12 protein-coding genes and 1 pseudogene are annotated in these 15,139 nt (G+C 37.1%); 1 reads left to right on the top strand and 12 read right to left on the bottom strand.

The annotated features are described in order from the left end of the window. Nucleotides 1-1,128 (bottom strand): DegT/DnrJ/EryC1/StrS aminotransferase family protein (locus tag K8S13_RS08295; protein ID WP_291461892.1); only part of this gene is annotated, 1,128 nt, incomplete at its 3' end. 340 nt (nucleotides 1,129-1,468) lie between these two features. Here K8S13_RS08295 and K8S13_RS25665 point away from each other — a divergent pair. Beyond that, nucleotides 1,469-1,738, top strand: a complete 270-nt coding sequence (locus tag K8S13_RS25665) for a class I SAM-dependent methyltransferase (protein WP_367172551.1) — start codon at nucleotides 1,469-1,471, stop codon at nucleotides 1,736-1,738. Between the two features lie 224 nt (nucleotides 1,739-1,962). Here the strand turns inward: K8S13_RS25665 and K8S13_RS08290 are convergent, their stop codons facing one another. The 11 genes and pseudogenes from K8S13_RS08290 to K8S13_RS08240 form a co-directional block, all read right to left on the bottom strand. After that, entirely contained in the window at nucleotides 1,963-4,521 is a 2,559-nt protein-coding gene (locus tag K8S13_RS08290; protein ID WP_291461891.1) for a hypothetical protein, read from the bottom strand. 3 nt (nucleotides 4,522-4,524) lie between these two features. Further along, a complete protein-coding gene (locus K8S13_RS08285; RefSeq protein ID WP_291461890.1) occupies nucleotides 4,525-4,710 on the bottom strand; it encodes a hypothetical protein in 186 nt (61 codons plus the stop codon). Nucleotides 4,711-4,728: 18 nt separating this feature from the next. After that, complete coding sequence (locus K8S13_RS08280) at nucleotides 4,729-6,075, bottom strand: hypothetical protein (protein WP_291461888.1); 1,347 nt, start codon at nucleotides 6,073-6,075, stop codon at nucleotides 4,729-4,731. Nucleotides 6,076-6,087: 12 nt separating this feature from the next. Further along, nucleotides 6,088-6,531 (bottom strand): annotated as a pseudogene (locus K8S13_RS25660) (DUF3592 domain-containing protein). 17 nt (nucleotides 6,532-6,548) lie between these two features. Next, nucleotides 6,549-7,175, bottom strand: a complete 627-nt coding sequence (locus K8S13_RS08270; RefSeq protein WP_291461885.1) for a hypothetical protein — start codon at nucleotides 7,173-7,175, stop codon at nucleotides 6,549-6,551. 17 nt (nucleotides 7,176-7,192) lie between these two features. Continuing rightward, entirely contained in the window at nucleotides 7,193-8,038 is an 846-nt protein-coding gene (locus K8S13_RS08265; protein WP_291461884.1) for a hypothetical protein, read from the bottom strand. A 29-nt stretch (nucleotides 8,039-8,067) separates the two neighbouring features. Then, nucleotides 8,068-10,500 carry a hypothetical protein gene (locus K8S13_RS08260; protein ID WP_291461882.1) on the bottom strand — a complete coding sequence of 811 codons (2,433 nt, stop codon included), beginning with the start codon at nucleotides 10,498-10,500 and terminating at the stop codon, nucleotides 8,068-8,070. Further along, a complete protein-coding gene (locus tag K8S13_RS08255) occupies nucleotides 10,493-12,190 on the bottom strand; it encodes a tetratricopeptide repeat protein (RefSeq protein ID WP_291461863.1) in 1,698 nt (565 codons plus the stop codon). The genes K8S13_RS08260 and K8S13_RS08255 overlap by 8 nt, the downstream gene beginning before the upstream one ends. Beyond that, entirely contained in the window at nucleotides 12,177-13,004 is an 828-nt protein-coding gene (locus K8S13_RS08250) for a 5'-methylthioadenosine/adenosylhomocysteine nucleosidase (RefSeq protein WP_291461861.1), read from the bottom strand. Before K8S13_RS08250 ends, K8S13_RS08255 begins: the two co-directional genes overlap by 14 nt. Nucleotides 13,005-13,007: 3 nt before the next feature. Next, a complete protein-coding gene (locus K8S13_RS08245) occupies nucleotides 13,008-14,216 on the bottom strand; it encodes a reverse transcriptase family protein (protein ID WP_291461859.1) in 1,209 nt (402 codons plus the stop codon). A gap of 145 nt (nucleotides 14,217-14,361) precedes the next feature. Then, nucleotides 14,362-14,748 carry a hypothetical protein gene (locus K8S13_RS08240; RefSeq protein WP_291461857.1) on the bottom strand — a complete coding sequence of 129 codons (387 nt, stop codon included), beginning with the start codon at nucleotides 14,746-14,748 and terminating at the stop codon, nucleotides 14,362-14,364. Between the last annotated feature and the right edge of the window lie 391 nt (nucleotides 14,749-15,139).

The following is a 15,139-nucleotide window of genomic DNA, read 5'->3' as shown; positions in this document are numbered from 1 at the left end:
TGACAGCATGATCTGCATGGAAAGAGTTCTTTTCATGATATTGTCAGATTCTTCTAAAACAAGGTTTTTATAATCCGGCAGATTGTCTGCCAGCTCAAAGGCAAGTTTTGCAGAGCGTTTCATTTCTTTTAAGTGATGCCATTTTTTATAATAATGCCAGTTGTTGTCATACCAGTACGGACACCCCACACCGTTATCAGCAAGTTTTTTTGCAATCTGCCTGGCCCGTTCTTCCGTTGGCAGAAAAAAGCTTAAAAAGGTTGCAGAATCTCCCTTTGCATCGGGAATATACCTGAAACTGACATCGGGCAGATCTGCCATGGCGTCTTTAATGGCTAATTTATTTTTTCTCTGGGTATCCAGAATTTGATCCAGTTTGGCAAGCTGGGCAAGCCCCACTGCCGCGTTGAGTTCACTGATCCTGTAATTGGTTCCGATAATGGGGTGATCATCCGCTCCCCGGTCAGGACCGCCTAGATGATCATGTCCGTGATCGGCATATTGGTCGGCTTTTTCATAGATATCTTTGCTGTCCGTAATAATGCCGCCGCCTTCACCACAGGTCACGGTTTTTACCGCATCAAAGGAAAAACATCCTGCAAGCCCGAAGGTTCCAAGGGCTTTTCCCTGATATGTAGCACCCATGGACTGACAGGCGTCTTCAATCAGAACCAGTCCTTTTTTATCACAAACATCTTTAATTTCATCAATTCTTGCCATGGAACCACACATATGAACCAGAACTACTGCTTTTGTTTTTGAAGTGATCACGTCCTCAAGTTTGTCAGGATTCAGGCAGAGCGTCTCATCAATTTGCCCGAAAACAGGAATGGCACCGTTATTGATTACGGCCTCAAATGTGGCAACAAATGTAAACGGAGGAACAATAACTTCATCCCCGGCACCGATGCCGCAGGCGGCCAGAGCCGTGCAAAGGGCTGCCGTTCCGCTGGAACACAGATGGCTGTAGTTAGCCCCGGTTATGTCACAAAGCTTTTTTTCAAATTCAAGGGCCTTGAAATGCCCGTTTCTGGCCCCTTCAAATCCATATCTGAAAAGAACTCCGGTTTCAAGAACATCGGTCACTTCTTTTTTTTCTTCATCACCAAATATTTCAAAACCAGGCATGGTTTCCTCCTTTATAATAAATAGATAGTTTCTTTTTGTAAGTCATGGATAAGTATCACAATAGACAACCAAGTTTCAAGATCTGCCCGAATAAATTGCCGGGCAATCGCAAATAGATTTTTTTTAAACTTTCTCAAATATCTTGTGCATTTGAATTACAGGCTATATAACCCTTTAAAGTGGTACTAATACAAAATGGAGATATAATTCAGATGTCTGAGAGATTCAGCCATGGCCCTTAGTTCACCGGATACATGGCTGTCATATATGGTCTTATCAGTAAAATTAAAAAAATTCTGGATATTCCGGCCGGAAACGGCCTGTTGGGAGAACACTTAGATTGTTGGGGCACAAGGTGGTTTGTGCGGATATTAATAAGGAAAATACGGATTTTGTTTTTGCGGATATGTCACAGCCTCTTTCTTTTAAAGATAATGAATTTGATATTGTCATATGCATGGAAGGTATTGAACATGTATTGGAACCGGTCAGGCTTATTTCAGAATTATGCCGTATATGCAAGGCAAAAGGAAAAATTTTTATAACCACTCCCAATATTCAGAATATGTATTCACGGTTCCAGTTTTTATGTACAGGCACTTTTTATTAATTTTTGCCTATCCCGCCTTTAAAAATCGGGAAAAATGAAATTGTTGACCTGGGACATATTTCACCTTTTAGTTTTATGCAGCTTCAATATCTATTCACGTATTTTGGGACAAAATTAGTCCATATTGACGGAGACAGGTATAAAAGAAAGCTTTTGATACCTTTATTATTCAGCCGCTCGATGATACTGGTATTTGAAAAGAACTGACAGCAAAGTTTGAAGTTTTATTTATTCAGGATATTTCTGCGAAGGCTAACTTTCTTTTTAAATCCTTCGTAAGCTTTAACATTTACTGGTCTTTTTCGTAGATCAAAATGGATGGTACGCTCGTGAAAATTCGTGGCTATATCCATTTCAACTTTTGTCGGAATTCCCCAAAAATATTGGAAAGTAGTTCCTTTCTTATTCCTGTAATAGCTATCCTTTTTCAGGTGCCTGTTTTCTGAATCAAAGGCATTAACCTGTATGATTTTTGCACTACCACTCCGATAAGCGATTTCGTTTTGATTGAAGGCAAGCCTTACATCCTCTCCAGTGCTTAAATGCTGCTTTAAAAAAGTCTGGTCTCCCTGATAATTGAATTGCAGTTTTTCAATCTTACCGGCAACTGTTATAAAAACTTTGCCAAATACAGCATGTGCATTTTTTAACTTGCCGGAGTCTACCCAATAGCCGAAAGTATTACCTGAAGAATACGAGGTTCCCTTTATGGACTGTTTCCTGTTCTCACCAAAAAAATAAGTCTCCCACTGAGTGTGGCCACTGCCAGGACCATTGGGCAACCTTATTCTGAGCCCCGGTGTTAACAATACCTTGGCAGCATCTTCAAACCACTCTACCTGAAGGTCTGCAAGCTCTTTGGCGGATAGGGCAAAATATTTATATACAGGTGAGTATTCCAGACGTGTACGTGGTGGCACCTGTGGTTGATGAGTCAACTCAATCCTGCCTCCTTTGTTTAAATCGGTTTCGATATCAAACGTCTGTTCAATAATTTTTTTTGCCACCACTACCTGCAATCTATCGATCACCCCATTGAAGCGCTTAAATATCCCGGTGGAAGATGAAGTCGATTCTTTTGCGCTGATTGCTTTCCCCGTTTTATCATAAGCAAAAAGCCAAATGCCACTACAGCCCTGACTATAGACTTCGGCAATATCTCTTTCGATACGTTCGGCAACGATCAGAATACCGTCTTTTTGTTTTGTTTTGTCAGGTGTGTCTGCTTTAAAATTAAAAAGACAAAGATCTGTTGGTACTGATACTTTAAACCGCAGAACAGCAGTGCTTAGATCCTTTGCACGTGTACCAGGTACTACATTCAACTGAATACGGTTTTTTTGTTCGTTGTCAAATCGCACAGAAGGTGGTAATATTTTTTTGGTTGAACGGTGGACATCTCTCCCGTCATGGGTGTTAATCCTCAGAACCTCATACTCTCCCTCTGCCAGAACAGCATTGGGAATAGTCACAGGATCCAGTTCCATGTTCATATTGGGTTCTTCCCCATTTGGCCAGAAGTAATCAGGGAATAGATTCATACTAATCTGGTGCGGCAAGCTGCTCTTGAGTCGCGTTTGATCTACCTGGAGAGTTAATTGGGGTGCCAAAGCGTAAGAAGCACTAATCGGTTCCTGGGTCGGCTCTCCACTCAACATAGACCGTTCAAATATTTTTCCGATTGTAGCTTGCGCTAATGCCTCAAGTACCGGTTGATCATCGACGCTTTGCCACGCTATATCGAAAGCCAACCGGTTCTCTTTAAAATCGAGATCAACAGAAAGGCGAGGATTTTCCAGCAACGCTATTACACTGCCAATCAGTCCAGGGCCAGTATCTGCCTCCTTGTTTTTTAATTTTTCGTAAACCACAGCACCATCAATGGCAGGTTGAAACAAGTGGGCGTATCGAAGATAGCGACTATCGCCGTCAATCCGCAATTTCAGCGCCATATATTGCAACTGCTCAAAAGGTTTAGCCAGCTGCTTGAACCACATCATGACCATATCAGCCATCATCATTACCAGTGGTTGTTTTTGCAAAAGAGGATGAGCATCCAATTTTTTCTGCCAACCGGCGATGAAATTTACTGGAAATCGAATGGTCAGCCCAGCAACAGTATTATTTCCCTTAATGGTACCATCGAATTGAGCCACAGGCGATTGTGCTATCATATCGTACCCCGCGGGAAGTGATTCAAAAAGAGGATCAGGGGCAATAAAGCAATCACCGTTAACCAGCCGGAGCCTGTAAATGTCCACCGGAAAATCACCCCAATCCTCTTCGGGCAATGCTTCTTTTTTAAAACGGTACTGATTCTCTGTAATTTTTTCCACATAAGGTGCCAACAGCGAATAATTCGCTAACAGCTGTTTGAAAACAAACCCTTGACCACCTCTCAGCGCCACGACAGGCAAAGCGCTATGATCCTTGTCAGGAAATATAAACACATCAAGAGTGTTTATGCCAAGCTTTTTAAGCTTATCAATTTTATCGATTATATCATCCTGCCCTTCTTTGAGTTCAGCATGTTTTTCCACCAGATCAACCATACGGGAGATATCAACACTCAATCCTGCGATTGGATTCTGAAAGCTTAAAAGGGTAACAGATGGTGAAGTCGTTTTATTTTTATACAAATGCGACTTGAATAAAAAGATGAGAAATACAGTTACAATTACCAATCCACCGGCAATAATACTTAACGTCAACCTTCGCTGTATGGTTGACGTTGAAGGTTGCAAAGTTTGGTCAGGGGGAATTTTTTTCGACATTTTTATCATTTGTTATGAAGTCCTTTCAGTATTAAAATTGAACATAAGATCAAATTCAAGGCCACCAACTGTTCCCAAAAGATTTAGTGAAACAAGGTCAATGGGTGCTGCCAAGATTGAGCCGCAGTGAACAATAACCATCCCGAAAATAAAAATAGATGATAAAAACACCTTAATGAGAAAATTGTTTATGCGCATGGATATCTCCTTTAAAAATTAAGATTCTTCATCAGGAACAACTGCAAATACCTGGTCATCAAAATTCAATCTCTGTTTAACAGGATTATTGAAATAAAGGGTTTTGGCAGGAAGAGCCTGCCCCGGAGGCCATTTTTTTTCTTCACCCAGCAGAATCACATAGGGTTCCCCAAAATGAATTCCATCTGCGTTTGCCATAGAAGCTTCTTCAGGTTGAAGATTCTTTATGATTAACCAGACAGGACCTTCCAGTTCCTTGTCAGATGTGTTGGTAATCGTGACAGCTGAATAGAATTGTCTGGTTCTTCTGTTGTACCGGACCCCGCTGTATGTGATGTCTATTTGAGTGTCAAGGGTTGATCTTTCATGATATGCCATGTATTGATTTACATTCTCATCACTTGAAAATTTATTGGTAAGTTTCCATTCCCCATTTTCTAGAACAAAAGTAACCGGATTTCGTTGTATTGACCCTTCCTTATAGTTATGCTCAACAATTAATAAAAATCCTTTCTTATAATTCAATTTATTAATTATATAAGTTTCCTCTTCTTTTTTTTCATATTTTATAATTTGACTAAGAGGAATTTTTAATTTTATAAATATCGTTTTAAGCTCTTCAGAGGCTTCGACAGTCATCGACTCAAAAGTCCAATCAAGATCTTTTTTTATTTCAGAAGAATAAGAAGCAATATATGCATTTTCAGGGTTGTCATATTTTGCTTGACTTTTATTTATTGTCATTACTTTGATTGGAAATTTTTCTGCTCCAGTACTTATGGTATATTTGAATAATATCAAAATAAATATAAGTATTGATAGATTAAAAAATTTGATAATTTTTAATAGTCCTGTAAATTGCGCGGTATTGTGGCCTTTTATCAGGTCTTCCATTCCAAGCCAGATATAACTACCGCCTTCTTCACTGCCAAACGCAGTAAAGGTGGTTGTTTCACCAAGATTTATTTCGGACGGTCCGTTCAGTATAACCGAGCATTCTGCTGTGATAGTAATGGTATGTTTTTCCACGAGGCATGATTCCTCTTCACCCAGTGGTGTATATATAACTCCCACGGTTGAATTGCCGGAATATTGTCCTGTAAATTGAGCTGTATTACCATTTGGGATTAACCCCGGTGTTTCCAGCCAGTTAAAGGTTCTTCCTCCTTCTCCGGCAGACAAGCCTGTAAACTCTGCTGTTTGCCCATTATTGACTAATTCCGGTATGCTGGGCCAGCAATAACTGCCGCCTCCCGGGTTTCCTGTGGCCGTGGGTGTTATATTGCTTCCCTTACGAACAATTGGTTTGTCGGATATGGATACCGCACATTTTTCAACCACTTCAACATAATTTTGATAGTACATCTCGATATTCTTTCAAAGGCCATAAATGAATATTGTATAAAGAAAACCGAAAAAGAAGCCGGCACATATGATTAAAAGCAAAAAATGCATAAAATGAACACTCGGAACCAGGACTGAAACTTTTGGGTTCATCGGGTTCACAAAAACGACTATCTCTTTGCCAACAGGATAGGTGCTTATTTTTATGAAAGCCCACTCTTTGTCTAAATTTTTTTTTTAAAAATTAACGTTATTATTTTCATAGGTCTGAACACCAAAAACATATTGGTATTTTATGCATGGCTTATACAAACGACCGCCTGAACCAGTAGCAGCGCTTTCTTCCAGGCAAGACTCAATTACTTTTCCTTTTGTTTTAACCCAATTTTTTGATGTTAGCGCATGAATTAAATTTCTGGCAGTAATAAAAATACAAACACCTGTCATGATGGTAAAATAATAGATAATATATTTCATTAAGAATGCCGTATTATTTATTTTTTTACGAATAGTCCCAAACTCAAAATTCCAAAGCCTAACAACAACAAACTCGATGGCACAGGCACAGAATTCAGATCTTCATTAAAAGATACATTGGTTATATTTAATACAGAATCAAAAGTTGTGTCTCCAAAATTGGATATAAGATCAAATTCAAGGCCAACAACTGTTCCCAAAAGATTTAGTGAGATCAGGTCAATGGGGACATTATCATATTGATATGCTCCAGGGCCTTTAATCGTTCCATCATGAAAGAAATTGAAAAATGGGGTTCCACCCAGAGAATCCAATAAAAGAACTTCAAAGCTGTCATTACCGGTTGTAAAAAAATTGAGGTCAAATGTCAGGGTTGAAGCATTTGCCGGAACAAAAATACCAGGGCCACCCAGAAAAGGATCATTGGACAGCCACGTTAATCCGGAGACATCATTTTCCAATAATGTTGCCTCATTGATATCTGAACCAAAAATGACATAATTTGGATCTGATATGACAAATCCCCCTGTAGCTTCGGTCAGATCGATGGGTGCAGCCAAGGTTGAGTTGTGGTTAGCAATAACGATTCCAAAAATCAAAATAGCTAATAAAAATATCCTAATGAAAAAATTGTTTGTACGCATGAATATCTCCTTTAAAATCAAGATCCTTCATCAGGAACCACTGCAAACACCTGGTCATCAAAATTCAATCTCTGTTTTACAGGATTGCTGAAATAAAGTGTTTTTGCAGGAAGAGCCTGCCCTGGAGGCCATTTTTTTTCTTCCCCCAGCATAATCATGTAGGGTTCTCCAAAATGAATTCCGTCTGCATTTGCCAGAGAAGCTTCTTCAGGTTGAAGCTTCTTTATGATTAACCAGACAGGACCTTCCAGTTCCTTGTCAGATGTGTTGGTAATCGTGACAGCTGAATAGAATTGTCTGGTTCTTCTGTTGTACCGGACCCCGCTGTATGTAATATCAAGCAGATTATCCACTATTGTCCTGTAAAAATGGGCAAGATTGTCTTGAAATTCAATATCTGCAGCAAATTTATTAGTTTTTTTCCACACACCATCTTCAATTAGAAAAGTAACAGGAGATATAGCGATTTCTCCATCCTTATAGAAATGTTCTACTACTAATAACACAGAATCTTTGAATTGTTTTTTCAGGGTAATATATGATATTTTTTCTTTTAACTCATAGCTTACAATTTGATTAATATTAATATTCGCTTTTTTAAAACTTTGCTTTATTTCTTCAACTGAAGCTGTCGTATGTGTTTCAAAAATCCATTCAAGGTCTTTTTTTAACTGAGCCGAATATAAAGCTATGTAAGTATTTTCAGGGCTGCCATAATTTGTCTCCACTTTATTAATGGGATTTATTTTAAAATGCAGTATTTCTTCACTCACTACAAATTTTGGTTTTATTAATAATAAGAAACATAGGGCGGTAAATAAAACTATAGTATATTTTCTGTTTATATTTTTATATAATTTCATAATGGATACTCCTTATGTATAGATCAATATTAATTTAAAGAGGGTAATGGAACCATTTCGGGCAAAAGATTGTCACTCCCAAAATAAGTCTTTTTTTCTTCAAAATTCATTATGTTAATATCTTCTAAAATAAAAATTTTTCCTACTATTATACCTGTTAGACCATCCCAATTTGTTGTAATTAATAGATTATTTGAATTCTTAACACAGCTCAATTTTTCAGTAATGATAGTTGAACCTGAAACCGAACTCTCCAGCAGTATTATTTTAGAAACATTCACTTTAATAAGTCCACCAAGTGTTAAATTTAATGTAAGGTTGCCTGTTCCATTCCAAGATGTATTATCATCACAGAAGTTATAAGCTCCATTTAGTGCAATGTTTCCTATCCCAGTCAAAGAAACATTTAGTAAATCTGCTGATATATAGTCTTTATACTTGGCTGGAATCGGAATACCAACGATCGTATGAGGTCCTGTGCCGATATTTAACCCTATACTGACAGTTCCATCAGCGGATTGGCCTGAACCATATGGGCAGCATATATAATAAGTTTTACGGCTTGCTCCCACAGAAAGGTCTATTTTGTTTGCAAGTCCGATAATTTTTAAAGGTTCTTTTATATCATTTGGAATCTCAAAACTCATTCCATGAGATGTTTTGATATTGCTGTTCACAACCACAATATTTGTTGTTGCTGTGCTTGTGGGTTCTCCTGTATAATTTGATGCGGTTATTGTGGCGAGTTCTGTTTCAGACAAGGTATAGAAAGTTAGTGGATCGATAATTGCGTTTAACCTGTATTCGATCGGATCGGTCACAACGATAAAATTTGCCTTTGTCAGGGAGGTGCCGGAATTCACGCAGGGGGGGGCGGTAATTGATATCACGTCAAAACCGTTGACTGTTATTTGTCTGGTAGCAGAACATCCTTCCTCACTGCTTTCCGGATAATAAAACACTTTGATTACATATGTTCCAGGGAATAGTCCTGTAAATTGTGCAGTATTGTGGTCTGTTATCAAGTCTTCAATTCCAAGCCAGATATAACTGCCGCCTTCTTCACTGCCAAACGCAGTAAAGGTGGCTGTTTCACCAAGATTTATTTCGGACGGTCCGTTCAGTATAACCGAGCATTCTGCTGTGATAGTAATGGTATGTTCTTCCACAGGGCATGATTCCTCTTCGCCCGGTGGTGTATATATAACTCCCACGGTTATATTACCGGGATATTGTCCTGTAAACTGAGCTGTATTACCATTTGGGATTAACCCCGGTGTTTCAAGCCATTCAAAGGTTCCTCCCCCTTCTTCTTCTCCTTCTCCTTCCCCGGCTGAAGCTGTAAATAAGATTGTTTCACCAATTTTTGCTTGGGAAGGACCGGTTATATCAACATTGCATTTTTGTATAACTGTAATTGTAAATGCCTCACTTCTGCATGGCTCGCCTCCATCATCAGGTATGTATGTCACATTCAGGGTGACATACCCGGAAGACAAGCCTGTAAACTCTGCTGTCTGCCCATTATTGGTTAATTCCGGTATGCTGGGCCAGTAAAAACTCCCGCCTTCCGGGTTTCCTGTGGCCGTGAGTGTAATTTTTTTACCAATATCAACAGTATCATGTCCTGTTATTGAAGTTAAACATTTTTCTAAAACAATGACATTGTGGGTTCCCGGGCAAGCCTCCTCTTCATCAGGAGGGGTATAAAAAACGTTAATATCAACATTACCGGGGGCCTGGCCGGTAAATACAGCAGTATTCCCTCCTTCTGAACTCAAACCTTGAATAGCAGGCCATTCAAAAATTCCGTCTTCGGGTTCACCTGTTGCAGTGAGTGTTATATTGCTTGCCTTACGAACAACTGACTTTCCGGATATGGATACTGCACATTTTACAGCCACTTCAACTGGGTGGGTATCATAGCATGGGTCTGTTTCACCGGGGGGAGTATATGATATTTCCAGGCTTACTTCCTGTGGGGTATCACTTTCAAATACAGCTGATGATCCGTTAGCAGTAAGGCCGGGCGTTTGTGTCCATTCAAAAATGCCTCCTGAGGGATCTCCTGAGGCGGTTAAATTGATTGGAGGGTCACCAATTTTATACTTGTTAGGGCCACTTATTTTAGTGTAACATCTGCAAAACCATATATATTTTTTGTCACTGCATTTTTTACCTTTCGGACTGGTGTAGGTGACTGTAACCGGAATATATTCTGAAAATTCAGGTGCCTCCGGGGCAGATAATAGTGCAAAGGAACCGTGTGCTTCAAGATTTTTTGTATTTGACCAGGAATAACTTCCTCCTTCCGGGGCCCCATCGGCTGTCAATGTAATCGTCTGACCTTTTTTAATCACATCCGGACCATTTGTTTCGACTTCACAATCCCAGGCAATGACAGATATTGGACAAATAATTGTTATAAATAAGAGACATAAAATTTTTATTTTATTATTCATCTGCCTTGATCCCGGACACTTTTTTATCTGCCATTTTTTTCCACATATCCGATTGAATCATTCCATATTGAATTAATGCTTCATCTGATTTGTTTTCCTCTTCAAAGATTTTGCCCAATTCATATCGCACATAATCTATTTCTTTATGACGGGGATATTTTTCAATAAAAATTTTCAGATAGGATTTGGCTTTTACAAAATCGTTCATATCAATATTTATCTTTGCCAGCCAAAGATATGTTTGATTCTGAATATAATCTATTTTTTCTTTTTCACTGAAAGAAGAGTCTTTTAGCTTGTCAATCATTGCAAATATATAGTCGGCATTTTGTTCTACCAAGTCGAATCTATCTAAAAAATAAGCATATTTTTCTATGATCCAGTGTGCTCTCAAAGCCTGGTAAGTATTTTGGTTTTTAAAAATAAATGTTTTGGCTGAAAAAAGCCCAAGATCAAAAGTGGCTGATGCCAGCTCATCCATGCCCTTCCATTTCAAGTCCCTGGCAAGATTTAGCTGAGTTTCAAAATCAGACATGCCATTTGCAATATCTGCAAGTGTTTCTATTTCCTTTTGAACCAGTTTTTTGTTTTCATTGCTCGACCAATAGGAATCAATCAATCTGGAATATGCTTTAAGTGAAAAGAATGGAGGGTCAGGATATTTGTTGATGTATTCGGAATAGTGTTTAATCGCTGCATCCCAATCTTCATTTCCCTGTGATAATCTTCCTAGAAGAAATAAAGCCTTTCGTCCTGAAAGTGAATATGAGTAAAGTGATGATATGTCTTTTAATAAATTTATTCCGTCATTTTTTCCCCCGCACTTTAAATACGTTGTAGCAATTTTGTACATGTTGCCGGGAGATAAAATTTCCAAAGGACATTTTGCTGACATTTGTGCAAACAGTGCCTGCAATGCGTCTTTATCATTTTTATTGTAGTGTATAATTAATAGTTTTGAGTATGCTTTAATCATAGTATTAATTTCTGATGGGTCAGTACAACTATCCTGTTCATTTGTTATTTCTTTAAGTAAGAGCACTCCATCATTGGTAAAACCATACTCCAAATATAGTGACGCAAGCTTGTATTTATCCTTTAAATCAAAGTCAAAAGTCGGATAATCAGATTTTATAGTTTTAATAATTGAGAGCAGTTGATCATTTTTTCCCTGGGATTGATAAATTTTCAAGAGTTTTGATATTGACCTTAACCCAACCTTATTATTAAAGGAATTGTAGTTGTTTTTCTGTTCTTTTATTATTTTTTTAAAAATAAGAATGGCATCATCGGTTAAATTATTGTTTTGAAAAATTAATGCAAGGCTATATTTGTTTTTTGATCCCAAATCATCGGATAAATAGATTGTTTTTAGGTTGTTGATACATTTTTTAATTTCAAGTGCATTGTGGTTGGTTTTATACAAATCAATTAAATTCGAATATGCTTTCAGCAGGTTTTTAATGTAATATTGTTTATTCTTATAGTATTGGGCTGAATTAATACCCAGAACTATAGGGTGTGACACAATATAGCTTTGGTAATGATAAATAGCCTCATCAATTTTTCCTTCATCTCTGGCAACATTGCCTTTTTTTAAAAGGTAATATTTCCCTAAACCAAATGCATCGCCGGCAAACAAAAAGAAAAATAAAAGAAGAAATAATAGAATTTTTTTAATAATAGTCATATCTATCCTTCAACCATTTTTTTGACTGAATTCCATGAAAAATAGCCTTTAGAAATTTTGAGACATTTATATCCGAATGATATCCCCGGACCGATTTTATAAAGTCGGTCCGGGCTGAAACCCCGGCCTTGTCTGTAATTACCCGTATTATGCAGAACGGTATATTATTCGCAAAACAGACCTGAGCTATTGCACCTGCTCCCATATCAACAGCTTTTGCCTGAAATTTTTGTAAAAGCCATTCTTTTTTTGACAGGGCGGATATGAATTGATCGCCAGAAACGATAACCCCTGATACAACCGTGTTCTTATTACTTTTTAAATTCTTGTCTGCATAGAACAGACCTGAATTTATAGTAAACTTATCTGGTATGTCATATCCTGGTTCATCACGGCTGGTTCCATCAGGAACCTTGCTCCAAATGAAACCATAGGGTTTAATAGTCCCAAAATCATGTTGCAATACTTTTGAGGCAATAACAATATCCCCAATATTAAGATTGCTATCTATTGAACCTGCCGGGGACATGGAAATTACGATATCTATTGAAAAATTTGATAAAAGAAATTGAGTTGTGATGGCATTATTTACTTTGCCCATAGGAGATCTTACAATAACCACATTTATATTATCAATTAAACCGGAATAGAATTCTCTTTTTGCTCCTTGCGAAATTTTAACTATTTTTAAATCATTTTTTAATTGGGTCAGGCTTGAATTTAACGCAACTATGATTCCAATATCGGCATAACACAATTTTATTGCCATGCATTGGAGAAAAAGAATGATAAATCCTTTTGTTAATATTTTCATGTTTTATGCATTTAAATCGTTTAATTGATCCAGAAGATTTTGACCTGTTTGGGGGTTAACCATTTTTATAAAATTAATTTTCCCAAGCATTGATGACTTAAACTCATCAATAGTGTAAAATAGAGAAGCTTTCAGGCCTTTTTCTTTTTGTGCCCATTTTTTTATTTCCTGGTTTATATCTTTATTGCGACAATTGAACAGCACTGCTCTAATTTTTTTTATTTCCCTTTTTTCTATATTCAGTTTTTGATTTACCACAATACCGGCTATCTTTTGTCGTCCGCCATTTCGCAATATTCTCATTTTAGCTTCATTTATTTCAAATCCTTCTTCCTGCACTATTTTTTTAAAAAAGGGGATCATTCTGGTGATGTTTCTATTATTACTTGAAATGGAAATATCATCGGCATAGCGAGAATAGTCAAAATCTGTTTTTTCCCCTAAGTTTGCAAATCTTTTATCCAGTTTTGTACTTAGGATATTGGATATGGCAGGGCTTGTAGGAGCACCAGTTGGTAGCTTTCCATCATGCGTCATAAGTTTTGTCAGAGTCATGGATACCTGATGAGGATAACCCAATGCAATAAAAAGTCCTAAAACTCTTTTAAAAGTTATACTTGGGAAGAAATTTTTTACATCCATTTTTATAACCACTTTCTTTCCTATGTGCCTTTTCGCATTGGTTAGAATGGATCTTTTTTTTCTAAATCCTTCTGCATGAGAATTTAGTTGAATTTTTTGTAAAATATTATCTAATATTTGTCTTTGAACAATTTTTAATTTGGGTTTTGGTGCGAGAATTTCTCTTTTAGCACCGCTGCTTTTTTTTATATGAAAGCGGGTATATTGATTTGATTTATCGTTAGATAACCAGATTAAATGATCAATAGATACATTAAGCAAATGCGCAAGATGTGCTGAATTGATTAGACAAGTAAGCCCTTTGTTTTTCATTGCGATAAAGTAGGCTTTTAAAAAGAACAAGCACCTTGGATCAAGATGCCTGTTCTTTGCAAGCATCTTGTTTAGTTCTAATTTGTCAGAGCTTGTTTTGTTGCTGTAAAAGCAAATCTCTTTATCATAATCCAATCTCAGCCTGGCATAAGCTTCGATCAAGTCAATTATTTCAGGGTCAACGTTTGCTCGCTGATTGATTAATCTGAGATTTTTTAAATATTGTTTTTTATTGCCACATGATTTTTTTTTATCCATCCTTGGTTTTCCTAAAGAAAAATTGATACCGGAGCCTTTATTACTTAAAATCTACAGAGATGACCCAGTCATCTCTGTGCGAAGCAAGACAATGTGCATACATAACGTAACGCTATGCAAATACTCTAAATTTAAGGCTCCGGTATCAAAACTTAATTCCTTTCAATGAAAAATTTGGTTTTTTGGAATTTCTTAGATAGTTATGGTTTGGAAATGGAATCTGCCAACATCCTGAAAAATTATTGTTAGTATTATCCGGGTAGCAACCGACACAATTATTACAACTTATAGAAATTTTTCTTGTAATGAAGTTGCTACCACAATTAGAACAGCTTTCGCGCTCAGCTAAACCCATCAAAAAAAAATGAGACTCTAAATTTGTGTTGATTACTTTACAGTTTTTACATCGGACATCAATTATTTTAAACGCAAACGCCGGACTTAAGACCAATCCAGTATTTGCAATAGCCAGAAGTGTGGCTTTTGAAGTACCTTTTTGTAAAAATTGCCTTCTGGTTATTTTTTTCGTCATAATAAATCCAAATAGTCAGCAAATTATGTACCAATTTGTTTAAAATATATGGATTTTGTCAAAATAGCATTAACCACGCACAGGAAAACCTATTTTTTTAGATCAGAGGATTTGGGTGTGGGCCGGGAAAAAAGCACATATTTATGTGCAAAATTAACACTACCAGAGAATAAAACATATAACTATTTGAAATATTTGATAAAAAATTAATGCACTTAATTGTGTGCATTTTGCACACTCCGAGAGATTGCCAAAAAGACCCTATTTGTAGAAGAAGGAGCCAAGCCTGCCCAAATAAATTGACTTTAAGTATTCAAGTGCTAATATGCGAAAAGTGAGTTGTAAGTGGTAAGCATTGAGCTGGAAAGTTACAGATAAAAAAATTATGCAG

It is taken from the genome of Desulfobacula sp., from assembly GCF_021107415.1.
This window is presented reverse-complemented; position numbering and strand designations above follow the sequence as displayed.